The following is a 24008-nucleotide window of genomic DNA, read 5'->3' on the forward strand; positions in this document are numbered from 1 at the left end:
TTATGGGTGTAGGTGCATGGCTTGGTGGATTAAATGCTACCAAAATGTTACAGAATGCATGGAGCCAATCCAAACAAAATGCTAGTAATATTATTAATAGTGCAAATTCTATAGCAGGAGGCGATACAACAGGTGCAGATGGTCAAACAGGAGAACCAAAGAGTGGTGGAAGTTTGTTGGATAATGCAGGTTTAATTTTAGGAATAGCACAAGCTGGCTTACAAGTTGGTTCTAGTATCAATGATGTTTTACAAACTCGGCAGTGGAATAAGTTTGAGAAAAAGCAAGCAAAGGCAGATGCCTTAGCGAACTTAAAATTAGCAGAATATGATGCTAAGCAAACACGGGAGCAGGCAGAGTATGAAGCCAATAAATTATTTGCTGCTACCGCTACGGCTTCTGCTAATAGTGGTGTTGTAGTTGGTTCTGATACCTCTAGTCAAATCATTGCGGATAAGATTGCAGCAGGTGAATATGATGCGCAGATGAAGATGTTTAATGCGCAGGATATCTATAAAAAACAATTGCAATTGATTAAATATAAGCAATTACAAAATAAATTGGCTACTAAACAAGGCTGGTGGGGAGTAGGTGGCACACTAATTAATTCTATAAGCACTGGTATTAATGCTTATGATAAGTGGAAAACAGCAGGAGATAAATCAACCACCCCTAGTGTTTCAACCAGCGGTTCAACCACTGCGGCTAACGGTTAAGAGGAGATAAACAATGGCCTATATTCCTGGTACTACGGTAAAACCTCAGTTAGCTACACCTAATAATCTTGCGAATCCTTATGATGGCAAAGTGACTGCCAAGATGAACGAGGCATTTGATGATGCGGCTAAATTAATTAATCAACAAATTACGCAACGTGATCAAGAGCAAGCTGCGTTACAGAAAATTAGGACAGAGCAGTTTAATTTGGATTTTGATCCTTATTTAAAGCAACTTAATCAAGAATATGCTGCACGTGTTAGTTCTGGGCAAGCCAGTATGGACCCTCAAAGTCACAATAAATTTATAGCAGAGCATTTTAATGAGTTTGCTAAAAACTATAGTTGGAACTTATCAAAACAAGAACGAGCTGATTTTGAGTTAGGGATACATAAAAAGATTCGTAATAGTTATACGGATTTTGTGAGTACAGATCTGGGTGTAGTAGGTAAAGAGCAAGGTTCTCAAATGTTAGGTAATTTGAGTAATCAGTTAGTTGAGCAAGCAGCAGATCCTAATACATCACCTGAGGACTTAATAGTAAAGTTTCAAACACCAGCCGTAAGTCAGGTGCTAGAAAATGTTTATGGTAAAGATAAAGCAGGCGATGCGGTAAAAGCAATTACTAGTCAAATTTATGAGGCCAGCACCAAAGCAAAAGCTAATCTGTATTTTCAAAATAACGATATGGTCCAACTTGAGCAGCTAGGTAAGGGAATTGGAAAAAATACCTTTTATACAGCTGAACAAAAACAACAGTTAACAGCACAGGTTACATTAGCTAAAGAGCGTCTTAAGGGTAAAGAAGAGGCTGTACAGTATGTTAAAAAATATCAAAGAAAGGATGGTTCAATAGATTTAGAGGGTATTCAAGCTGTCTTAGATAGACGTTCTGACTTAACGGAAGAAGAAAAAACCGAGGCACAACTTCAAATTAATCGACAGGCTAAAGAAGTGGAGAGACAATATCAAGAACTACGTACAGCCAGTCTTAATGAGGTATTGCAAGCAGGTGACAGAAGCAATATACCATTACCACAATGGGATAAGTTACGTGATTCTGATAAAGCGTTATTAAATAGTTATAAAGAAACCATTGCAACAGATACAACCGTTTATAACCAGTTGTTAACTCGTGTAATGAATATGGAGTCTATTGATATTGCTAAAGAAGGGATTAATAAGCTAACCATCAATGATTTAAAAGAACTACAGGCATTACAGGATAATTTAAAGGGTAATCCTGCATTACAAAAGCAAGCTACAGCTATTAATAAATTAACTGCTAGTGAGTTTGTACGACATGGGGTTAATGATAAACAGCAACAATTGGATTTATATAACTTAATTGTGGAAGAAATTAGAGAGCGTGAGAGAGTGGGGGGTAAGCAATTATCCAGTATGGAAATATTAGAGCTTATTAACCAGTTTCTGTCTATGCAATCAGGTAATTCATAATTGATTAAGTAAGGTAAATAATGAATTCCAAACAACTAAAAAAACTACAATCTTTACGCAATAAACTATTTGAGGCAATGGTGTTTGATACTAATCCTGAAAACTGGGTGGCATATACGATACCTGCTAAAGAGCTTAGTAAGCAAGAAAAAGATGAAGCTGCTTGGTGTAGAAGACAAGCAGCTAGTTCTATTGCTTTATGGGAAAAAATAGATAAGTTGATTGCACAACATTCTGAACCTCAATCCATTACGACTAATGAAAATACACAACTTGATTTACTAGCTGTTGAGCAAGAAGCAAATACGTTGTTAGTACAAATCGGTGCTAACAATGAAAGTTAAAAAAGTATCATTATTAACGTTCTTTTTAGTTTGGGCAAAACGACAAAACTGGCAGGTCCCTTTAGTTCACGTTAAGGTTTGCCATTGGCTTGAGCATGCAGGAGAGTTGGCGGTATTACGTTGTTTTCGTGGGTTTGGTAAAAGTACTATTCTAGCTATTTATAATGCTTGGCGCTTTTATCAAAATTCACAATATCGTATTTTGCATCAATCAGAAACTGATGGTACAGCCTATAAAACCAGTCGCGATACTCAGTATATATTGCGTAATCATCCATTAACTAAAGATTTATTACCATTGCAAGGTAGTATTGGGCAATGGTGGGTGAAAGATTCTACGGATAATCGTAATGCTAGCTTATATGCTAGAGGCATTTTATCTAATGTTACCTCTGCTCGTGCTGATGAATGTCAGAATGATGATGTAGAAGTACCTAATAATACCCAAACCCCTGAAGCACGAGAAAAAATGCGTGAAAGGTTAGATGAACAAACGCATATTCTTGTACCAGGTGGACGTAAATTATTTATTGGTACACCTCATACCTTTGATAGTTTGTATGAGCGATTAGCTGAAAAGGATGCTGATTGCTTAACCATTCGTATGTTTGAACAAGAATACCGTATAGGTACAGCCACTAAAAAGCGTTATCAACTGCCTTTTAGGCCACAATATGTATTTTATGGTATTGGTTATGGTGCTAAGCTATTAGAGGAAAATAAAGATTACCAAGTTCAGGGTAATACCTTAATTTTTAGCAAACCACCTAAGGTATTGATTGATTGCTATGCAGGTATGGCATGGCCTGAACGTTTTACTATTGATGAGTTAGAAAAACGTCGCCGTGAAACAGAAACGGTTAATAAATGGGATTCACAGTATCAATTACACGCCAAACCTATTACAGATACACGTTTAGATCCAGCAAAATTAAAATCCTATACACATATCCCCCAATTACGCAAAGCCAATAATACAGTGACTTTATGGTTAGGGGATACGCAAATTGTGGGAGCTATCGCTTATTGGGATTGTGCACTAGGTAAAGTTAAATCAGATGCTTCAGCATTAAGTTTAGTGTTAACAGATGCACAAGGGCAATTGTACTGGCAATTAGCAGAACCAATGATTGGTGATTTGGCTGAGTTTGACAATGAAGGCAATATTGTTGGTGGGCAGGTTAAACAAGTCTATGAACGAGTAGTGCAATACAATATCCCCTGTGTCGTAGTAGAAACTAATGGGGCAGGTGGCTTTGTACCACCTATTTTACGTAAAGCACTCCAAGGAACAGGTTGTGGCGTAAGGGAACAACATGTATCTACCAATAAACAAAAACGTATTTTAGACGCATTGGAGCCACCTTTATTATCTGGTTTTTTATGGGCACATGAAACGGTATTAAATAGCCCTGCTATTGAGCAAATGCGGACGTTTAATCCTGAATTATCACAGCAAAAAGATGACTACTTAGACAGCCTTGCCGGCGCTATTTTACAAACACCTGTGCGTATTGCACGAATAGTTGGGAAATCAACCGAGCAAAAGTCAGATTATTGGAGACCTAACAATACAACTTATGACATAAAGGTCAACTACTGATAGAGATAAAATTATGACAGTTACAACATCCCTTAACTACAAAGAATATCAAGCAGATGGAGTGGTTACTAAGTTTGCTATTCCCTTTTTATTATTAGCTCGAAGTGATCTCTATGTTTTTATTAATAATCAGCTTATCAGTTCTGGCTATACAGTGACAGGGCTAGGTAATCCGATCAGTGAAATTATTTTTGAAGAGGCTCCAGAAGGCATTTTATTATTACAACGCTCAATTACTTTAATAAGAGAAACAGATTATCAAGAAAATGGTGATTTACTAGCTAAAACCGTTAATCAAGATTTTGATCGTATTTATCTAGCTATGCAAGGCTTTGCCCAAGATACTACCAAAGCCCTAAGGGTTGCAGATGCCGAAGGCGTACGAGAATTACCCTTAGCTGATGAGCGTGCTAATAAAACCCTTTCTTTTGACTCAGAGGGACAACCTATTTTAACCACAACAGCAACAGGTTCCGCAGCAGAACTAGCACAAAAATTAGTTGACGCTAGCAGTGAGAACAACGGTAGTGGTTTAGTTGGTTATAATAAAGCATTAAATTATCCAACTAGAACCATTGGTAATGCAGTTAATACCTTAACTAATCGTTTTGATAACTTTGAGGGTAACGGTGTCCCCCTATTTGCAGTATTTTGGTGGCCATCCAGAAACAATATTCCAGCTGGTTATATAGCGGCTGATGGACAAGAACTATCTCAAGCTGTCTTTCCAGATGCTGCTGCAGCAGTACAGCAAGGCAAAGTTCCTACAGTTCAGGAGTTAGAGTGGCAGATGGACCCACTAAAAAGAGGCAGTTATGTAGCCACTTCAAGCCAAGGAAAGTTTAGAGTACCAGATTATAATGGTAAATATGCTGATAGTTTAGGGGCTTTGTTTCTGAGAGGGGATAATGGTCAAATTGCTAATGGTTTTATACAAAAAGATGCTTTTCAGGGACATAAGCATGCAATGACAACAGGTGGTACAGCAGCAACTGCTACATCTACTAGTGTTAATGGCGGTGGACCAGTAACAGCTGGAATTGCTCCTGGTGGAACTAATTATAAGGGGCCGTTAAATTTAACAACAGACCATTATACATATAATGAATATGGTGAGCTTAAAATAGCAAATGAAACGCGGCCTATAAATGTGTCAGGTTGTTGGGTTATAAAACTTTTTGGGTATGTTATTAACACTTCAGAAGCAGATATACAGCAGTTAATAACAGAAAATGCTAACTTAGCTGCGCGTTTAAGTGTATTAGAAAGTTATCAACAAGCTAAAAAGTTTACTATTATTTATCCTAATGGAGGTACAGAGGAAAGCCCAGCTAATGTGGCAGTAAATAATCGTTATATAATAGATAATCCATTTGGGGATTTTCCAGTAATTTGTAAGGCTGAAATTTTATATAATGATAATTGGGGAGCTACAGGATATATCTATTCAAATGGTGGTCTGGGTGTTAATGCAGACCAACTTAATAATAATCAAATTGTTGTTCAAACAGGAAACTATATGATGAGCGCCAATGTAAATATAGGAGGATCATTGCCAAATATGGTTCTACATAGTAATCCTTTGCCTTGTCGTGTAAAAGTCTGGAGAGTTATTTAAAAATATCATATACCTTCAAGATATTATATAATTCGTCTAGGATAGTAATAAAATTTATTGAGGGTTGTTTGTGGATTATAAGATTATTGATTTTAAAATTAGAGGGGATGAAAGAGGCTCTTTAGTTGCTATAGATGGTAATCAAGATATTCCTTTTGATATTAAACGTGTTTATTATGTTTTTGGAACAAATAAGGATGTTGTGAGAGGTAAACATGCCCATAAAAATCTTGAGCAGATTATTATTTGTACTTCAGGCGCTTGTGATTTTATATTAGATGATGGAAAAAAACGGGAAACGATACATTTAGATAAACCTAACAAAGGTTTATATATTGCTAATAGTATATGGCGTGAATTTACTAATTTTAGTTCTGATTGTGTGGTAATGGTGTTAGCTAGTCAGAAATATGATGAGGCTGATTATATTAAAGATTATCAGCAGTTTTTAAGTGAAGTTAATAAATGACAGTTTTTATCCATCCCTTATCTGATGTTCAAAGCCATAATATTGGGGAAAATACCAAGATTTGGCAGTTCTGTGTTGTTTTAGCAAATGCTATTATTGGAAAGAATTGCAATATTTGCTCTCATGTTTTTATCGAAAATAAAACAAAAATAGGCAGTAATGTTACAGTTAAATGTGGGGTACAAATTTGGGACGGTATAGTCATTGAGGATGATGTATTTATTGGTCCTAATGTTACGTTTTGTAATGATAAATACCCAAAGTCAAGAAATACTGACTGGCAATTAGCAGGTATATTGATTAAGAAAGGAGCATCTATAGGGGCTAATGCGACTCTTTTGCCAGGTATAACTATTGGTGAAAATGCAATAGTTGGAGCAGGCAGTGTTGTCACTAAAAATGTTGCTGCAAATACAACGGTTATAGGTAACCCTGCGAAACCAATAAAATAAATAACTAGTCTGAATTACTTTAGTTGTGCATGATGGTAAACAAATACGTTTAAATTATTTTTTGTGATTCCATATAATAGCCATCTCTTTGCATTGGTATACATGAGTTATTAGCTGTTGAGAATAGTGCTTTTGAGTGTGCTGATATTGATGGGGCACGGAATTATAATCACATACTATTTATGGAGTTTTTTAAACCTATAGAATGTGCTAAATGGTAAGTCTAATATATTTCCTTAATAAAAAAGTAAGTTAAGAAAAATTTCTATTAAGGATTATTTAGTTAAGTATTTTCTGAAACAGAGGGGCAAGTTCCATAGCACCTTGATCACTTAAATGGTTATCATCTACGTAAAGAGGTGTATTCCCTTTTTGGGCATGGCAGATACCGTTTTCACATAAGTAATCTGTAGGATCTAATAAATGAATTCCACATTTTTTTGAGGTTTCTTCCATAATATCTAAAATAATCTTGTTATCGGCATAGTATTCTGGCATAGAAATTGTCATGGGTGTTTTATTAAAGTGAAACAGACGGTCTGTTACCATCTTTTTGGGAATATCGTAAGGATAGGCAGGTATAGGTTTTAGTGCGTAAACAGGATGATTGGTTGCTATTTGGCACATGGTATTAATATAGGCATTACGAAAATCATTATGAAAATCGTTTGAGTTATCAGTAAAGTAAATATTTTTATCTTTATTATAAAAATAGTATGTTAGTCGGTTAGAAATTAAAATAGGTATGCCTGAGTAGGATGATTTAAGCAGCTCTAATCGTGTTGAAACAAACTCAGTGCAGCCAACCTGAGTTTTTTGTTTAACGCCCTCTATTGATGGGCAGCTACTCAAAGTCCAAAATAGAGATGCTTTATCTGTATTTAGTTTTGTAATTGCAGGGAATAATGTGGCTGCGTGGCTATCACCTAAAACGATTATATTAATATTACCCTCTCCAATAATGCAATTGGGGTCGGAGGAGTTATCAAACTTAGAAAGAAGGCATCTTTTTGAAAGTGTTTTAAATTTATTTTCAACAATATTATTTAAATCTTGTAGAGATTGATTACGTAGCTGAGGGTAATGTTTAGCTAGAGAGCCCAAGGATGCAGCTATGACTATAGTTATTAAAATGATGCCGATGTATTTAATTATTTCTATTATTTGGCTATGCACTAATTTAAATCGTTTCTCAATAAAAAAGTAGGAAAGATATCCTGCGATTAAAGAGACTACGATACCTGCTATTTTGTAGAAAGGATTAGTTAGTAAACCACTAATTAGTAACAATACAGCAATAGGCCAGTGCCATAAATAAATAGAGTATGAGATTTTACCAAGCCACTGAAAAAGTAAATTAGAGGTAATAGCGCTGTTTTGGTTTGACCATATAATCAGCATTGTTCCAATGACAGGAATAAGTGCTAAATAGCTAGGCCATAAAAGACTATCATTTAGTGTCATTAAGCCCAATAAAATGAGGACTAACCCTATCCATAGTGTTAGTTTCTTTATAATGGTAGGGAATGATAGAGGAAATAAGAATACAATACCACCTGCCAACATTTCCCATGATCTTGTAGGTAAAGAATAAAAAGCAAAAGAAGGATTGATTGGTGTATAGATGATAGAGAAAATAAGCGAAGCAACAGCCATTATAATGATTATGAGGCTAGTTTTTTTAGGTGTAAATAACCAAGATAATCCTAGAATAATTAAGGGATAAATCAAATAAAATTGCCACTCTACTGATAATGACCACGTGTGAAGTAGCCAATTTTCTTGTGAGGGCGTATCAAAATATCCAGAGCTTTCATAGAAAGTATAGTTTGATATGAATAAGATTACTTTTCTAATGTGTTGAGTTATCTCACGTAAGTCATTCGTCAGTAAGAAAAAGAATCCAAAAAAGGCTAGGGTAATACACAAAGCAGCTAAAGCAGGAAGAATACGTTTAGCTCGATGTAGGTAAAAATCTATAATTGAAAAGTTATTATTATTTACTCGTGTAAAAATAATTCCTGTCATCAAATATCCAGAGATGACAAAAAATATATCTACACCTGCAAATCCACCATTAAAATAAGGGATTTTAAAATGAAATAAAATGACTGCTAGAACTGCTATAGCACGCAGTCCATTAATATCTTTTCTAAAAGTCATATTTTGTCTTAATAGTTTGGTAGATCGTAGGCATAAGCAGGCATTTTATTACATATTTTGCTGTAAATGGAAGTTATATTTTTTGAAGCATATCTGATAAATCAATGCTACATCGAACATTAGAGAATGCAAGTTTTTACAATGAATAGTTACTGTATTGTCATTGATGATAAAATCCTTTTTAAAAGGGTTGGTGGAGTATCCAACTAGATCTTGAGTTACTAGCTATATAAGACCTTAAACATTCTGCGTAAGAATTTTAGTTTGGTTTTGATATCTAACCTCCAAAAAATCCCCCGTTTAAAAACTTCACTTGAGGCTAATTTTATAGTTTTCTTCCATTCGTCTTTATTATAGATTTCTGTTTTATGTTTTAAATAATACTTAATAATACCAGATAGGTTTTTAAACAATTCTTGATCTATCTTAGAATGGATACTATTGCCCGTTTCTTTAAATAGATCGTGCATAATAATACAGTTATGTAATAGTAAGTGTCTGTTTGGATTAATTCTTTTAGAAGTAGAGTTGTTATTATGTTTGTAGTAGTAAATCCCTTCATTTTGTGTAACAGTTGTTGCATGAAAAAAGTTTAATCTAGTGATGACTTCATCATTATTTAAAAAATTTGAATCTTCTTTGTTGCATTTTTTATAGATTTGATAGCTTTTAATGAAGATTTCTTTTTTACATGCAACTAAGCCATGAACTTTCCACTCCCCTAAGGAGTTAATTAAACATTCATATCCGTTGTACAATATTCTATCTTTATCAAAGAAATTAAATTTATGATAATTTCCTGTGGAATCCTGATTATATAATTGAAACATGGAAATATCAGCATTATATTGATGTATAGAGGCTATAGCCTTATCTAAAGCATCACCAGATAATTCATCATCACAGTCTAATAAACAAATATACTCTCCTTTTGATGCCGAAATTCCTTTTTCCCTAGCCGCAGCTGCACCACTATTCAGCTGTTGCAATATTTTATAAGAAAAACCTGTTTGATTTTCTAGTAGTTTTGTTAATTTTTCTACAGTATTGTCTGTAGACCCATCATCAATAAAAATTACTTCAAAGTTTTTATATGTTTGGTTTTTCAAAGCGTTTAAACAATTTTCTAAATTGTTAGTTTCATTGAACATGGGTACAATAATGCTACAAAAAATATCTTTCATTTTATCTATTGGTCTGCTTACAAATTAATGAACAATTTTAATTAGATTTTCTTTAGTTTACTTTCAAACTTTATATAAGATAAATAGCTTAAACTATAATGTTTATCTATGATTTAATATACCATAGGAATACCCATTTACCTTAATCAATCTGCTAATAGATAAGTAATATTTTAATATTTTTATAGTTCTATTGATAAAAAAATTATTATATTTGCAGCAAATATTAGTATTTCATCTAATTTTGCTACAATGATTTATAATTAATTATATTGAGAATAGTGTATTTTTGTAGTATCTGGTTTTTTATTCTTTTTTCTTGAATATGAAAACTTAATAAAACCAAATAGTGTTATTTGACTTTTTGTAGAGTCTATTTTTTGTTTATTAAAAATAGCTTTTTGAATAAAAGTTTCTCTATTTTTTATAACTGATGATTTAATTTTATCTTGAATTTTTTTATCATTTAATAAAGAAGCAGCCCTTTTATTTAAAGCAAAGACTGGCATATATTCTTCAAACGTACATTTACTAATAGTATAGTTCATCCAGTCAATTAATATTGCTGGGTTGGGTCTGTCTGGCCAATATTTCTCTAAGTATTCAGTAACTATTTTTATTTGCCTAGCAGAATTTTTATGAATATTGTTGCCATGCATTCTATAAAATACGTTGTTTTCTCTAATAATTTTAAATTCTAGACCAGTATTGTTTAGCATAAAGTTAAAAACTTTAGTTCTTAATACTATATCATCACCAGTCATATCCTCATCAAAACCACCAATGGTATCAATAATATCTTTTCTAAAAATAGATCCTTGTATATAAAATGCCCCAAATTTGGAGTATTCAAGTTCTAATAGATCTTTTATTGAGGGACTATTTTCAATATGAAGTGAAAGTTCTAGACGATCATCTTCTATCATCCCTTTGTCATCAATATATACTGCTTTTGATGATGCAATAAAGGCTAGCTTAGGATTAGTATTCATTTCGTTTATTTCTGATGAAACAACTTTTGGGTTAAATACATCATCTAACGCAATAAAAGTAATTAAGTTACCATTTGCAGCTTTTAAAGCATTATTAAAATTTTTTCCTATGTTGCCAGTATTTTGTTGTGCAATAATTTCTATTCTGTATGGAATTTTATTTTTTAGTTGATTCAGTATTTCAACACTATTGTCTTTGGAGCCATCGTCTACAACAATAATCTCAATATTTTCATAACCTATTTTACAAATCGACTCTAAATTCTCTTGTAAAAAACTGGCATGATTATAGCCAAGGCAACAGATAGATAATAAGTTGTTATGCTTTAAATTCATTTACTTTCTCTATAATTCTGTGAACTTCTTGATCTGTTAGTACTGGGCTAATTGGTAAGGATAACACTTCCTGATGGATTTGTTCTGTTATAGGTAGTGATATATTATTCCATTGTTTATAACATATTTGTTTATGGGGTGGAATGGGATAGTGAATTAATGTTTCTATGTTATTTTTATGTAAATAGTCTTTTAGAGTATCTCGCTCTTTGCAACGAATAACAAATAAATGCCAAACATGTGCTGTTAAGTTAGTAACAGTAGGTAATGTTATATGTGGATTTGTTATGCCTTCTATATATTTTTTGGCAATACTTTGTCTATATTGAATTTCTTGATCTAAATACTGTAATTTAACAGCTAATATAGCTGCTTGTATTTCATCTAGTCTGCTGTTAGTTCCTTGATAAATATTTTTATACTTTTCATTAGAACCATAATTTCTTAAAGCTTTTATTGTATTTGCTAACTCATCATCATTTGTAGTTACTGCTCCAGCATCACCTAGTGCGCCTAAGTTTTTACCTGGATAAAAACTAAATGCAGAGGCATCTCCCCAGTTACCAGCTTTATGTCCATTAATATGAGCTCCATGAGCTTGAGCACTATCTTCTAAAACGAGTAAATTATGCTGTTTAGCAATATCACATATCTTTTGCATGGGTGCCAATTGGCCATAAAGATGTACAGCGAGTACTGCTTTTGTTTTATTAGTAATAGCTAGTTTGACGTTTTCTATATCTAAATTATAAGTAGATAAATTTGGTTCAACTAAAATGGGTGTGAGGTTATTTTCTGTAATTGCTAGAATGGATGCAATATAAGTATTAGCAGGAACAATAATTTCATCCCCATCCTTTAGCTTACCTAATTCTTTCCAAGCTCTTAAGGTTAAAATTAATGCATCTAAGCCATTAGCTACACCAATAGCATGCTTTGTTCCACAATATGTTGCAAATGCCTGCTCAAAAGAGGTTAATTCTTTACCTAATAAGTACCAACCAGATTCAATGACACGAGTACAGGCTTCTACTAACTCTTTCTGGTATTGTTGATTTATTTTTTTTAAATCAAGAAAGTTTATCATTTTGGATCACTTTACTAACAGAGTAAATTAAATTTTTTATGAAACTATGTGATGAAAGAAATTCAACATAATAATTATACAGTATTAGTTTGGGGAAGATAGTTGTATTTCTATTTTCATCAATTAAAAAATAATCCTAATGTCTAATACAATCGTTCTTACTATATAAATTAATTTAATAATATCATCAGCAGATCTATATTTTATCTTGAATAGTTTTTGAGTACTTATAAGTATCATTAGTTTTGCTGATATTTTGTCAGATTTTTGAACAACTAATATTGTTACTAAGTAAAAAACAATGATATTTTATCTTAAAAAGTGATGTTTTGATCATAATTGGGCGTGCGGCAAAATATACTATGTTATTAATATTATTTGAATATATGTTTTATTATTTCACTAAGATTGGAGTTATTAGATGTATTCAAAAATAAATCTACCAAAATTATTAACTTTTTATATACCAAATAAATTTTGGAGAAAAAGAGCCAGGGAGACCCTGAAAAAGAAATTAAAATATATTGATTATATTAAGCAAAATAAAAGATATGAAAAAGGGTTAATTAGTCTAAAAGAAGTAGCAAAAAATGAAAAAATAAAAGTCTTATTCTGCATAATATATGATGCAGTTTTTCCAGCAAAACCGCTGTTTGAAAAGATGATTAATGATGATTTATTTACTCCTGTTCTTCTTATTATTCCAGATTTGACACAAGATCAGGAAAATATGTTAAAACATCTAAATAAAGCATACGAAACTTATAAAGCTAAATATGAAGATGTAACAGTACTAAAAGGATATGATGAAGAAAAATATCTTGATGTGGCCAACAATTTCCATTTGGTGTGTACAGCAAATCCTTATGATAATATTACACATGAGTTTTTCACTAGTCGTTATTTTAAAGATAAGCAAGTATTATCTTTTTTTGTGAATTATGCTTATCAGGGAAGAACTAAACATGAGCATGTGCTTTTCAATTTGGAGTCTCTCAATAATTTTTGGATGATATTTGTAGAAAATAATGAAGTCCAAAATATAATGCAGGAAGTAATGCCTAATAAAGCAATTAATTCAATGGTAGTTGGATATTGTAAAATGGACTCTATGTATAAAATAGAAAAGTTTGAGGAGAAAAAGATAAAGATCATTATAGCTCCTCATCATACTGTTGGGTCAGAAAAAGAAGGCTTAAAACTATCTAACTTTTTATTATATGCAGATTTTTTTTTAGAACTACCTAAAAAGTATCCTTTGATTGATTTTATTTTTAGGCCTCATCCTCTTCTCTTTGTAACATTAACTCAAGATAATTTTTGGGGAAAGGAGAAAGTAGATAATTATTTAAGTAAGTTGTTAGCAAATAAAAATATTACTTATAGTACAGAGGCGGATTATTTTGATATCTTTATTAACTCCTCTGCATTAATCCATGATTGTGGTTCTTTTTTAGCAGAATATTTCTATACAGATAATCCACAATGCTATTTATTAAGAAATGAGTCAGCTATAGATGAAGAGTTCTTAACTTTTGGAAAAGAAATGTTAAAACATACTTATCATGCTTATAATGAGACTCAATTAATTGATTTTATTGATAATGTGGTGATTGCTAAGAAAGATGCGATGAAACAACAACGTTTAGATTTTGCAAATACATATATAAAATATAATTATCCTAATGCGACTCAAGCAATAATTGATTTCTTAAGACAAAAACTTATTTGAGATTTTGAATAAATGTGCGGACTTTTATTTACTAATTTAAACAATCTTGATAAGAGTAAATTTATCAAAGCGTTAGAGAAAATGATACATAGGGGGCCTGATGCACCTTGTTGTTATAAAGAAATTGATACTTATAAATTTGGCCATAATCGACTCAGTATCCTTGATCTACAAGAGAGAAGCAATCAGCCCTTTTTTAGTAGAGATAAGAGATATGTAATCATATATAACGGTGAAATCTATAATTATAGAGAACTAGCGGCTAAATATACTATAGCTTTGGAAACACATTGCGATACCGAACTTGTACTTGAGTTAAGTATAAAAATTGGTTTTAAAGAAGCCATTAAAGAGTTTAATGGCATATTTGCCTATATTATCTTTGATACAGTAACAAAAGACTTTTTTGTGGCAAGGGATAGGTTAGGTGTTAAACCTTTATATTTTTGTCAAACAGATAAAGGCTATATTTTTTCTTCAGAAATTAATGCAATTGTTGATTTACTTGATAATCAAGTACAAATTGATGAAATAGGTTTAAGACAATATAAAAAACTACGCACTTTTTTTAATGGTCAAACTATTTATAAAAATATAAAAATGTTCCCTGCAGGATGTTATCAGCAAAATAATCAAATAGCTAAATATTGGGAGTTTCCTAGTGGCTATCAATCACCTCCTACTGATGAGGAATTAAAGTGGTTAATAGAGTCCTCAATACAATACAGAAAAATTGCAGATGTACCGCTAGGTAGTTATCTATCTGGAGGGTTAGATAGTACTATTGTAGCTGCTTTAACCCATGAACTGCATACATGGACAGTTGGCTTTAAAGAATATAATGAGTTTGAATGGGGACGTTTAGCAGCAGAAAAAATAGGTTCTGAACATCATGAGGTTATAGTAACTAAAGAGATGTTTATTGAAGATGCTAAGAAACTTATTAGGGTTAGAAAAGAACCGTTATCAGTACCTAATGAAGTATTACTCTACCAAATGACTAGAGAAGTTAAAAAAGAAAATACAGTAGTACTGTGTGGCGAAGGTGCTGACGAATTATTTTTTGGATATGATAGGATCTTTAGATGGGCCAATTCTATTGATAAGTTTGATTTACAGGCTTTTTCAAAATTATATTCATATGGCTCTGAAGAGGATTTAGAAATTGTTGAAAGTGCTATAGCACCTTTTTATCATTATGGTAAGCCTATTGATATAGTGGCAGCATTCTTTCAAGTAGCACACTTACATGGATTATTACGTAGATTAGATAACTCAACCATGATGTGTTCAGTTGAGGCACGTGAGCCATTTGTTGATTATAGATTGGTTCAGAGAATGGCAGGAGTTCCCTTCGACTATCGAATGCAAGATGGCATAGTTAAAGCTCCCTTAAAAAGAATCTTTAAAGATATTATTCCACACGAAATTATTGATAGAAAGAAAGTTGGTTTTCCGGTTATGCTTGACGATATTTTTGGCGTAAAGAAAGAGCAAGCATTTGATACATGGTTTAATTTCAATATTAAAGAGTTATTAAGTGAGAGCTAACATGCAAGTAGGATATACATCTGGGGTATACGATTTATTTCATATAGGGCATTTAAATTTATTAAAAAATGCAAAAGGGCTATGTGATAAATTAATAGTTGGTATAACTGTGGATGAGTTAGTTTCCTATAAAAATAAAAAGGCAGTCATTCCTTTTGAAGAACGGATAGAAATTGTTAGGAATATCAAGTTCGTTGATGCAGCTATTCCCCAGGAAAACATTGACAAATTTGAAATGTGGAAAAAGATTAAATTTGATATCTTATTTGTGGGCGATGATTGGTTCAACTCTGAAAGTTGGCAAAAGATGGAAGAAAAATTTAAAGAAGTAGGTGTTAGAGTGGTTTACTTCCCTTATACAAAAAGTACGAGTTCAACATTACTGAATGAAACGCTATTAAAAATCAGAAATGAATCGTAGTATTTAATCTATATAAGTTAATTAAATCAAAAGGTTGTTTGGGTTATTAATTCTTATAGTTTGAACAAGAGCGTATTACTGTAATTCATCAACGATATTAAAGTTATGCGCTCTAATGCAATTTGTTTAAAACAGAATTAATGGTTTATATTTCTACTGTAATCAAAAATAATTTTTAAAGCAGTTTTATAGTGTTACACTAATATTTTTATAGGTATCAAAGTCTTTAACACATGCAATTATCTATTTTAGTCATCTTATATAATTCCACCTGCCAACAAAGTGAGACTTTGCAAAGTATTCTAGGGGCAGACTTAACTCAAATAGATCTCAAACTTATCATTTGGAATAATGGCCCTAATTTATTAGATAATATACAACTAACAAATTATCTTACGCAAGCCTCAGAAAAGGGAATTGCAGTAACCACTTACCAAGATATAAGAAATTTATCATTAAGTAAAATATACAACTTTGTACTACAGCAGCAGGATGCAGATTTTTTTATCCCCTTAGACCAAGATACCCAATTAAACAAAGATTTTTTTAATACCATTGTCCAGCATCGAGATTTAGATTTAATTTTGCCTATTGTATATGCTGAAGGGCAAGATAATTTGGTTAAATTTCCATTTAATACAAAGACAAAACAACCTATTTTGGAAGAGCAAGGGGTTGAGGCTACAACGATCACCTCTGTAACTTCGGCTATGGCACTTAGTAAACGACTAGTTGAACAATTTAAACAGTATAATATAACGGTGTTTGATGAAAATTTTGCTTTTTATGGTATAGATACTGCTTTTTTTCATAATGTTCATCAAATAGCTAAACAACATACTCTAACCTGTGGTTGTTTTGGTCGGATAGAGCATTCTTTATCAACTTATGTTCAGGAAAATAAGCAGGCTAGTTATCGTCGAAGTATAGAATTTTTGTATTATGCTATTCTTTATCGATTAAATTATAAAAATAAATCTCGCTTCTCTATGTTCTTTTTCTTATTATCACGTTTACTAAAAGGGCGTATAAAAGATTTTAAAAGCTTAAAGAATGTGCTGTACTGTATTATTTATAAAAAACATCCCCGTGCCAGTATAGATATTCATACTGACTAATAGCTTAGGAATGCTTGTAATGAATATTATCCGCTTATTGCAGAGCAAATATCAACGTATGCAATTTAAGAAGCAACTTAAGCGAGTACATCCCTTAGAGAAAGGCAGGTTAAAGTTTAAAAACCGTTATCCTGAATATGACTATGGTTATGGCAGCTATGGTATACCTCAAGTTGATCATGGTAATAAGGATACCCATTTAAAAATAGGTTCGTTTTGCTCAATTGCTGGCGGTGTAAAGATATTGTTAGGTGGTAATCATAATGTTAAAGCCATGACCACTTTCCCTTTTTACGAGCGATTACCTAATGTGACTAAATATAAAGAAACCAAAGGTGATGTGATTATTGGTAATGATGTATGGTTAGCCACAGATTGTTTAATTTTATCAGGCGTAACCATAGGACATGGCGCTGTTATAGCAGCAAGAGCAGTAGTAACTAAAGATGTACCGCCCTATGCAATTGTGGGAGGGAATCCTGCCAAAGTAATTCGTTACCGTTTTCCTGAAGATATTTGCCAAGCGTTATTAGCACATCCTTGGTGGGAACTACCTCGTGAGGAGATTATACAAATAGCGCCTTTATTATGTTCTGATAGAGTGGATGAGCTACTGGCCTATATGAAAGATAGACCAAATAGAGCAAACTAGTGTAAAACTAACCTTAATAATATTTTATAAATCTATTAACAAGATAAACAAATTTCATTGGGCTTTCTTTTGCTGAATAACCTAGTTTATTGGTAAGATATAACTAATTTATTTAAAGTATTGGAGCTATTTGCTTATGTTAATGGTGATTTCCCCAGCGAAAACCTTAGACTATACCAGTCCAGTAAAGTTAAAAGAACACACAGAGCCAGAGCATATCAAGCAATCAGAACAATTAATTAAACAACTGAAAAAGCTATCTGTGCAAGATGTGGCAAGCTTAATGAGTATTTCCGATAAGCTAGCGGCACTGAATGTAGCAAGGTTTGCAGAGTGGTCAACTAAGTTTACTACAGAAAATGCACGGCAAGCTATTTTGGCTTTTAAAGGTGATGTTTATACAGGGCTTGCGGTAGAGGACTTTTCTGCGAAAGATTATAAATTTGCTCAACAACATCTACGTATTCTATCAGGGCTTTATGGTGTATTACGTCCATTAGATTTAATGCAGCCCTATCGCTTAGAAATGGGTACTAAACTAGCCAATAGTAAAGGCAAAGACTTGTATGAGTTCTGGGGTGAGCAAATCACTGAATGGTTAAATAAAGCGATTACAGAGCAGGGTGATGGTATTTTACTTAATTTAGCATCGAACGAGTACTTTAAATCAGTAAAAACCAAACAACTAGATGCAAAAATCATTGATGTTGATTTTAAAGACCTAAAAAATGGCCAATATAAAATCATTAGCTTCTATGCTAAAAAGGCTAGGGGGATGATGGCACGTTATGTGATAAAAAACCAACTAACAGAAGTTGAACAGCTAAAACAGTTCGATAGCGAAGGTTATTATTTTTCAGAAGAACATTCAACAGCAAATAAGCTTATTTTTTTAAGGGATGAAGTAGCTAACTAGTTATTATTAATGAAGATAGCGAGCTTTAAAGCTTCTGCTCATCTACAGCCCTATATTAATCGTTACTGGGTATGGGAAGGTGAGCAAGAGCTACCTACTATGCTACCAGGGACAGGCGCAGAGCTTATCTTTCAGTATGCTAGCTCAACAATAGAAATTCAGTCTAATCATACGCATACTATGATGCCCCGTGGTGTATTGTTACAACCACGCTTTCATTCGCTAAAATTAGTAACAGAGTCTAGGGCAAGTTTTATGGCTGTGCGTTTTAGGCATGGTGCATTAAGACATTTTTGCAAACATTCATTAGCCGACTTAGTAGATCAACCAATTAGTGTATCAGCTATCTGGGGTGAGGCTGGAAATCAGCTTGTTGCACATATGCAAGAAACTACCACCATAGCCCAACGTATAGCCTTACTAAATGATTTTTTACTAAAACAACTACAAATCCACCATAAACAACAATTATGGTTGGATAAGGCCATCAATCAGCTCTATTATTCTTTAGAACCATTAGCTATTAACTCCATATCTGAGCAGTTAAGCCTAAGTACACGTTATTTTCAAAAGAAATTTAAAGAAAATTATGGAGTTACTGCAAAATACTTTCAGTGTGTCACACGTTTTGAAAAAACATTGCGGCAGCTACTTTTAACCAAAGAAAGTTATTATTTAGATACAGCTCTAGCCCATGGTTACTATGATCAAGCACATTTTATAAAACAATTTAAACAGTTCACCCAAACAACACCTTTAAACTATCTACAAGAAAAAAATTTTAGGACGCATTTTTACAATAAATCCCTCTAATTATTTTTTAGACTAACCACGCTATTTAATGAATTGGAGTGAAAAAATGACTTTAAATGCAGCGTTTATCTTTATTTCTCCTGAAGGAGAACCGACAGCTCATCAAGCAAAAGTGGCTACAGGTAGCGTGAATGTAACTACTTTTGCAGTAAAAAGCTATGCCGCAGCCTGTCAATTAGCAAAAGCATTGGTAGCTGATGGTTTTAATGCTATTGAACTGTGTGGTGGTTTTGGTATTGAAGGGGTAGCAGCAGTAAAACGAGCAGTCAATAATGCTATACCCGTAGGTGTGGTGCGTTTTGATAATCATCCGGGGTTGAATTTTAAATCAGGTGATGATCTTTTTGAATAATCTATTAGTAAAGTAACTATATTGAAGTTTGTTAACTAAAACGTAACAAACTTCAATTATTAAAAATATAAATAAAACAAATTGTTATAAGCAATTTAAGTAAATGCTTTGTTAAATAAAATGAATACAGTAAAATAAGCTTTTATTTAATATTAACCCCTTTCTAAGTGCTAGAATTATGAGTATGTCACTACGTGACCAGTTGTTAAAAGCTGGCTTAGTAAACGAAAAACAAGTTAAACAGGCATCTAAGCAAAAGCAAAAAGAAACTAGACTGCAACAAAAAGGGCAGCTAGCTAAAGATACGTCGCAAGAAGAAGCGCTTAAACAAGTGCAGGCTGAAAAGCAAGCTAAAGACCAAGAGCTAAACCAACAGCAAGAAGAGAAAAAGCGCCGTAAAGCCATTGCTGCTGAAATTAAACAACTGATTATTAACGATCGTCTACCTCGTTTGGATACCGAAGATTACTACAACTTTGTGGATCATAAAAAGGTAAAACGGATAGCGGTTAACGATTTAATTCGTGACAAATTAGTAAAGGGTAGCCTAGCTATTGTTAGTCATGAAGGCTATTATGAAATTATTCCCCGTGAAACAGCGCTTAAAATCCAACAGCGCAACGCTCAACGCATTATCGTGCTAAATGAGTCAACCGAACAAGGAAATGATGATGATCCTTACAAGGACTTCGCTGTTCCTGATGATTTAATGTGGTAACTATTATTAATTTTTATTGAGGAAATAACTGTGGAAATCGCTTGCTTAGACCTTGAAGGCGTATTGATTCCTGAAATTTGGGTTGCATTTGCTGAAAAAACTGGAATCGACGAGTTAAAGGCAACCACCCGTGATGTCCCTGACTATGATGTACTAATGAAGCAGCGGTTACGCATCTTAGATGAAAATGGTTTAAAACTAAAAGATATTCAAGAAGTGATTGCTACCTTAAAACCATTAGAAGGTGCAATTGAATTTGTTGATTGGTTACGTGAGCGCTTTCAAGTAGTGATCTTATCAGATACCTTCTACCAATTTGCCCGTCCATTGGTTCGTCAACTAGGCTCACCCACCTTGTTATGTCATAACCTAGTGATTGATGATCAAGACCGAGTAGTGGACTATCAAATTCGCCAAAGAGACCCTAAACGTCAATCAGTCATTGCTTTTAAGAGCCTTTACTACCGTTGTATTGCAACAGGTGACTCCTACAATGACACGGCGATGCTAGAAGAAGCCCATGCAGGTATTCTCTTCCATGCACCAGATAACGTAATTAGAGAGTTTCCACAATACCCAGCAGTACACACTTACGAAGACCTAAAGAAAGAATTTATTAAAGCCTCTAATCGTAAGTTAACCCTGTAATTATATCTGCTGGCTAGGCTAAACTAGCCAGCACTGATCCTACCTGTATTATATCTTTGTTGTATAACTAACCCTGTTAATTCGCTATATAATAAACGGATATTATTAACTATATTAATGACTCAGTGACGAGTGGAGTCATCATTTATGCCTAATACGCTAGTAGTAGACCATATCCAAAAAGACCTATCCGAAACCCTGCTAGAACTACAACGGCAAGCTTTTATGGCAAACTCTATGCCATCCCTTGAACAACGGCGAGATAGACTAACCGCTTTACGCGAACAACTAATAGCCTACCAAGAAAAACTAGCGCAAGCTATTACAGAAGATTTTGGTAATCGTTCACAAGATGAAACCTTACTTGCTGAAATTCTACCAAGCCTACAATGCATTAAATTTGCTCAAAAATCACTTAAAAGCTGGTTAATACCTCGTCATGAACCCGTCAGTATTGCTTACCAACCTGCCACCGCCAAAGTGTACTATCAACCGCTAGGTGTTATAGGTATTGTAGTACCTTGGAACTACCCCCTATACCTAACCATAGGGCCATTAGTGGGTGCATTGGCGGCAGGTAATCGGGTAATGATAAAACTAAGTGAATATGCCCCCATAACATCAGCCATTATTAAACAAATGCTGGCGGAAATTTTTACAGAAGACCTTGTGGCAGTAGTGGAGGGTGGTGAAGAAGTTTCCCAAAAATTCTGTCAACTTCCCTTTAATCATTTATTATTTACAGGCTCTAGCAAAACAGCGGTATCAGTAATGAAAGCTGCTGCTGAAAACCTAACCCCTGTTACCTTAGAGCTAGGTGGTAAATCGCCTGTTATTATTGCTGATGATGTTCCCATGCAACTGGCAGCAGAACGCATTGCTTTTGGTAAAGTACTGAATGCAGGGCAAACCTGCGTAGCACCAGACTATATACTGATTTCACCCCATCGTGTTGATGAATTTGTAAACACCTATCAGCAAGTGATAAAGCGTTTTTATCCAAGCTTAGTGAATAATCCAGATGCAACCACCATTATCAACCATAAACAGTACAATCGTTTACAAGCAATGTTAGCTGATGCTGAAATAAAAGGGGCAGAGCTAATAAAATTATTACCCGAAAAAGACCAAGATAAAACACTAGCTAGCCGCTTACTACCCCATTACTTACTACTAAACGTTAATAGCAGTATGCAAGTCATGCAAGAAGAGATTTTTGGGCCTTTACTACCCATCATGACCTATAACGACATAACAGATGCAGTACAATTTATTAACAACCAACCAAAACCTTTAGCACTGTATTATTTCGGCTTTAATAAAGAAGAACAAGAGTATGTATTACAACATACCCAATCGGGTGGAGTAGCTATTAACGACACCTTACTACAAGTCGCCCAGCCCAATCTACCTTTTGGCGGAGTGGGTCAGTCAGGCATGGGGCAATATCATGGTTACGAAGGCTTTTTAACCTTTAGCAAAGCCAGAAGTGTATTTAGCAAGGGAAAACTTAATACCACAAAACTTATCTATCCACCTTATCGTTTTAAAAAACTAAATAAATGGCTACAACTGGTTTATAAACTATTTGTTCGCTAATATACCTTTACCAATAAATACGAGTAAATTATATGCAACAGGCCATAGGTGAAACGGATTTAAAAAAATTATTAACAGGTATGAGCCCTCATTTAAATGAGGGAGAATATGTCTATTGCCAACTACCCGATAATATACAACTGCCTATGGATATTGTAATTGCTTTCTTTAGAGAGCAAGAAGGCAATACATTCATTCTAAGCAAAGAAAATGCAGATCAATTAAGCCTAAATTACCAATATATTGCTGCTTGGATAACCCTAACCATTCAATCATCGCTTGATGCAGTGGGCTTAACTGCAGCAGTAGCACAAGCGTTAGCAACAGCAAATATTAGCTGTAATGTAGTTGCCGCCTATAGCCACGATCATATTTTTGTACGTAGTGAAGATGCAACTAAAGCAATGGCAGTATTAAAGAGTATTGTTAAATAATATATTTGCTATTTATATAGATTTTGCTCAGTAACTAAAAATAACTGGATAGCGTAATAGCTAAACCAGATTTATTATTAATACAACCCGTTATTAATAACAGAATGATTAAAAATATAAATTTAAAGTATTTTAGTAACAACGAACCCTCTAAATATATACTCTAATAACTCCCCTAAAGTTAATTCTGGTCAAAGACTATTTTTAATAGTTCGACCTCACGTAAAAAGCTGATAATTTTATGGATTTACTTTTATATGAAATGTTTTGTTAAATTTCCTACCTGAGTAAGAAGAATAACCATAACCATGAATATTAATAGTAATTTCTCCTTGAAATTTAGGTATTCCTGATATTTCTATTCCGCCAAAAAAACCATTTCTACTAGTTTCAGAGATGGTTCTTTTTATAGTTAATCCTGTATTTTCTGGAGTTACTTCCCATTGAATCTGGTCTTCGTCAGGCATAGCTCCTGCATTATATATTTCTATCTTCTGTAAATATGGTTGATTAACATTAGCTTCGGGTAACTTATTAATACTAAACGTTACCTCATGAGACACAAAAAAAGCCTCGTAGAAAAGGGAACCATACATACACCCTGAAATCAGTAAAAAAAAGATTATTGCTA

Annotated in this window: 24 protein-coding genes; 19 read left to right on the forward strand and 5 right to left on the reverse strand. The window is 33.4% G+C overall.

The features are described from left to right. Positions 1 to 2: 2 nt before the first annotated feature. The 7 genes from ACQVD9_RS06780 (at position 3) to ACQVD9_RS06810 (ending at position 6661) form a co-directional block, all read left to right on the forward strand. Positions 3 to 716, forward strand: a complete 714-nt coding sequence (locus ACQVD9_RS06780; protein ID WP_264745296.1) for a hypothetical protein — start codon at positions 3 to 5, stop codon at positions 714 to 716. Between the two features lie 13 nt (positions 717 to 729). Then, positions 730 to 2175 carry a hypothetical protein gene (locus ACQVD9_RS06785; protein WP_264745297.1) on the forward strand — a complete coding sequence of 482 codons (1446 nt, stop codon included), beginning with the start codon at positions 730 to 732 and terminating at the stop codon, positions 2173 to 2175. A 20-nt stretch (positions 2176 to 2195) separates the two neighbouring features. Continuing rightward, positions 2196 to 2519, forward strand: coding sequence for a hypothetical protein (locus tag ACQVD9_RS06790; RefSeq protein ID WP_264745298.1), 324 nt, complete (start codon positions 2196 to 2198; stop codon positions 2517 to 2519). After that, the gene (gene terL, locus ACQVD9_RS06795; RefSeq protein ID WP_264745299.1) at positions 2509 to 4122 is read left to right on the forward strand and encodes a phage terminase large subunit; all 1614 of its coding nucleotides are present in this window, start codon (positions 2509 to 2511) and stop codon (positions 4120 to 4122) included. The genes ACQVD9_RS06790 and terL overlap by 11 nt, the downstream gene beginning before the upstream one ends. Before the next feature lie 13 nt (positions 4123 to 4135). Beyond that, positions 4136 to 5740, forward strand: a complete 1605-nt coding sequence (locus tag ACQVD9_RS06800; protein ID WP_264745300.1) for a hypothetical protein — start codon at positions 4136 to 4138, stop codon at positions 5738 to 5740. Positions 5741 to 5810: 70 nt separating this feature from the next. Next, positions 5811 to 6209, forward strand: a complete 399-nt coding sequence (locus ACQVD9_RS06805) for a sugar 3,4-ketoisomerase (protein ID WP_264745301.1) — start codon at positions 5811 to 5813, stop codon at positions 6207 to 6209. Beyond that, complete coding sequence (locus tag ACQVD9_RS06810; protein ID WP_264745302.1) at positions 6206 to 6661, forward strand: acyltransferase; 456 nt, start codon at positions 6206 to 6208, stop codon at positions 6659 to 6661. Before ACQVD9_RS06805 ends, ACQVD9_RS06810 begins: the two co-directional genes overlap by 4 nt. Positions 6662 to 6940: 279 nt before the next feature. On the opposite strand, the gene ACQVD9_RS06815 is transcribed toward ACQVD9_RS06810, so the two are convergent. The 4 genes from ACQVD9_RS06815 to ACQVD9_RS06830 all read right to left on the reverse strand — a co-directional run bounded on the left by ACQVD9_RS06815 (position 6941) and on the right by ACQVD9_RS06830 (position 12423). Then, complete coding sequence (locus tag ACQVD9_RS06815; protein ID WP_264745303.1) at positions 6941 to 8824, reverse strand: acyltransferase family protein; 1884 nt, start codon at positions 8822 to 8824, stop codon at positions 6941 to 6943. Positions 8825 to 9045: 221 nt separating this feature from the next. Then, complete coding sequence (locus ACQVD9_RS06820) at positions 9046 to 10008, reverse strand: glycosyltransferase family 2 protein (RefSeq protein ID WP_264745304.1); 963 nt, start codon at positions 10006 to 10008, stop codon at positions 9046 to 9048. A gap of 263 nt (positions 10009 to 10271) precedes the next feature. Beyond that, complete coding sequence (locus ACQVD9_RS06825) at positions 10272 to 11336, reverse strand: glycosyltransferase family 2 protein (RefSeq protein WP_264745305.1); 1065 nt, start codon at positions 11334 to 11336, stop codon at positions 10272 to 10274. Further along, positions 11320 to 12423: a DegT/DnrJ/EryC1/StrS family aminotransferase gene (locus ACQVD9_RS06830; RefSeq protein WP_264745306.1), complete on the reverse strand. Its 1104-nt coding sequence runs from the start codon at positions 12421 to 12423 to the stop codon at positions 11320 to 11322. Before ACQVD9_RS06830 ends, ACQVD9_RS06825 begins: the two co-directional genes overlap by 17 nt. A gap of 421 nt (positions 12424 to 12844) precedes the next feature. Between ACQVD9_RS06830 and ACQVD9_RS06835 the strand changes: the two genes are divergently transcribed. The 12 genes from ACQVD9_RS06835 (at position 12845) to ACQVD9_RS06890 (ending at position 23377) form a co-directional block, all read left to right on the forward strand. Beyond that, entirely contained in the window at positions 12845 to 14155 is a 1311-nt protein-coding gene (locus tag ACQVD9_RS06835) for a CDP-glycerol glycerophosphotransferase family protein (RefSeq protein WP_264745307.1), read from the forward strand. Between the two features lie 12 nt (positions 14156 to 14167). Further along, on the forward strand, positions 14168 to 15706 hold the full coding sequence (asnB, locus tag ACQVD9_RS06840; RefSeq protein WP_264745308.1) for an asparagine synthase (glutamine-hydrolyzing): 1539 nt from the start codon (positions 14168 to 14170) through the stop codon (positions 15704 to 15706). 1 nt (position 15707) lies between these two features. Continuing rightward, positions 15708 to 16127: an FAD synthase family protein gene (locus tag ACQVD9_RS06845; RefSeq protein ID WP_264745309.1), complete on the forward strand. Its 420-nt coding sequence runs from the start codon at positions 15708 to 15710 to the stop codon at positions 16125 to 16127. A gap of 233 nt (positions 16128 to 16360) precedes the next feature. After that, positions 16361 to 17245, forward strand: coding sequence for a glycosyltransferase family 2 protein (locus ACQVD9_RS06850; protein ID WP_264745310.1), 885 nt, complete (start codon positions 16361 to 16363; stop codon positions 17243 to 17245). Between the two features lie 19 nt (positions 17246 to 17264). After that, the gene (locus ACQVD9_RS06855) at positions 17265 to 17897 is read left to right on the forward strand and encodes a CatB-related O-acetyltransferase (RefSeq protein ID WP_319804730.1); all 633 of its coding nucleotides are present in this window, start codon (positions 17265 to 17267) and stop codon (positions 17895 to 17897) included. 136 nt (positions 17898 to 18033) lie between these two features. Beyond that, the gene (gene yaaA, locus ACQVD9_RS06860) at positions 18034 to 18813 is read left to right on the forward strand and encodes a peroxide stress protein YaaA (protein WP_264745311.1); all 780 of its coding nucleotides are present in this window, start codon (positions 18034 to 18036) and stop codon (positions 18811 to 18813) included. A gap of 9 nt (positions 18814 to 18822) precedes the next feature. After that, complete coding sequence (locus ACQVD9_RS06865; RefSeq protein ID WP_264745312.1) at positions 18823 to 19626, forward strand: helix-turn-helix domain-containing protein; 804 nt, start codon at positions 18823 to 18825, stop codon at positions 19624 to 19626. Positions 19627 to 19672: 46 nt separating this feature from the next. After that, positions 19673 to 19978, forward strand: coding sequence for a DUF6506 family protein (locus ACQVD9_RS06870; protein WP_264745313.1), 306 nt, complete (start codon positions 19673 to 19675; stop codon positions 19976 to 19978). Positions 19979 to 20156: 178 nt separating this feature from the next. Next, entirely contained in the window at positions 20157 to 20696 is a 540-nt protein-coding gene (locus ACQVD9_RS06875; protein ID WP_264745314.1) for a DUF2058 domain-containing protein, read from the forward strand. 30 nt (positions 20697 to 20726) lie between these two features. After that, the gene (gene thrH, locus ACQVD9_RS06880; RefSeq protein ID WP_264745315.1) at positions 20727 to 21344 is read left to right on the forward strand and encodes a bifunctional phosphoserine phosphatase/homoserine phosphotransferase ThrH; all 618 of its coding nucleotides are present in this window, start codon (positions 20727 to 20729) and stop codon (positions 21342 to 21344) included. Positions 21345 to 21491: 147 nt separating this feature from the next. After that, a complete protein-coding gene (locus tag ACQVD9_RS06885; RefSeq protein ID WP_264745316.1) occupies positions 21492 to 22943 on the forward strand; it encodes a coniferyl aldehyde dehydrogenase in 1452 nt (483 codons plus the stop codon). A gap of 32 nt (positions 22944 to 22975) precedes the next feature. After that, on the forward strand, positions 22976 to 23377 hold the full coding sequence (locus tag ACQVD9_RS06890; RefSeq protein ID WP_264745317.1) for an ACT domain-containing protein: 402 nt from the start codon (positions 22976 to 22978) through the stop codon (positions 23375 to 23377). Positions 23378 to 23616: 239 nt separating this feature from the next. On the opposite strand, the gene ACQVD9_RS06895 is transcribed toward ACQVD9_RS06890, so the two are convergent. Further along, positions 23617 to 23940 carry a hypothetical protein gene (locus ACQVD9_RS06895; protein WP_264745318.1) on the reverse strand — a complete coding sequence of 108 codons (324 nt, stop codon included), beginning with the start codon at positions 23938 to 23940 and terminating at the stop codon, positions 23617 to 23619. Positions 23941 to 24008: the final 68 nt, after the last annotated feature.

Source organism: Entomomonas sp. E7T21, from assembly GCF_058693955.1.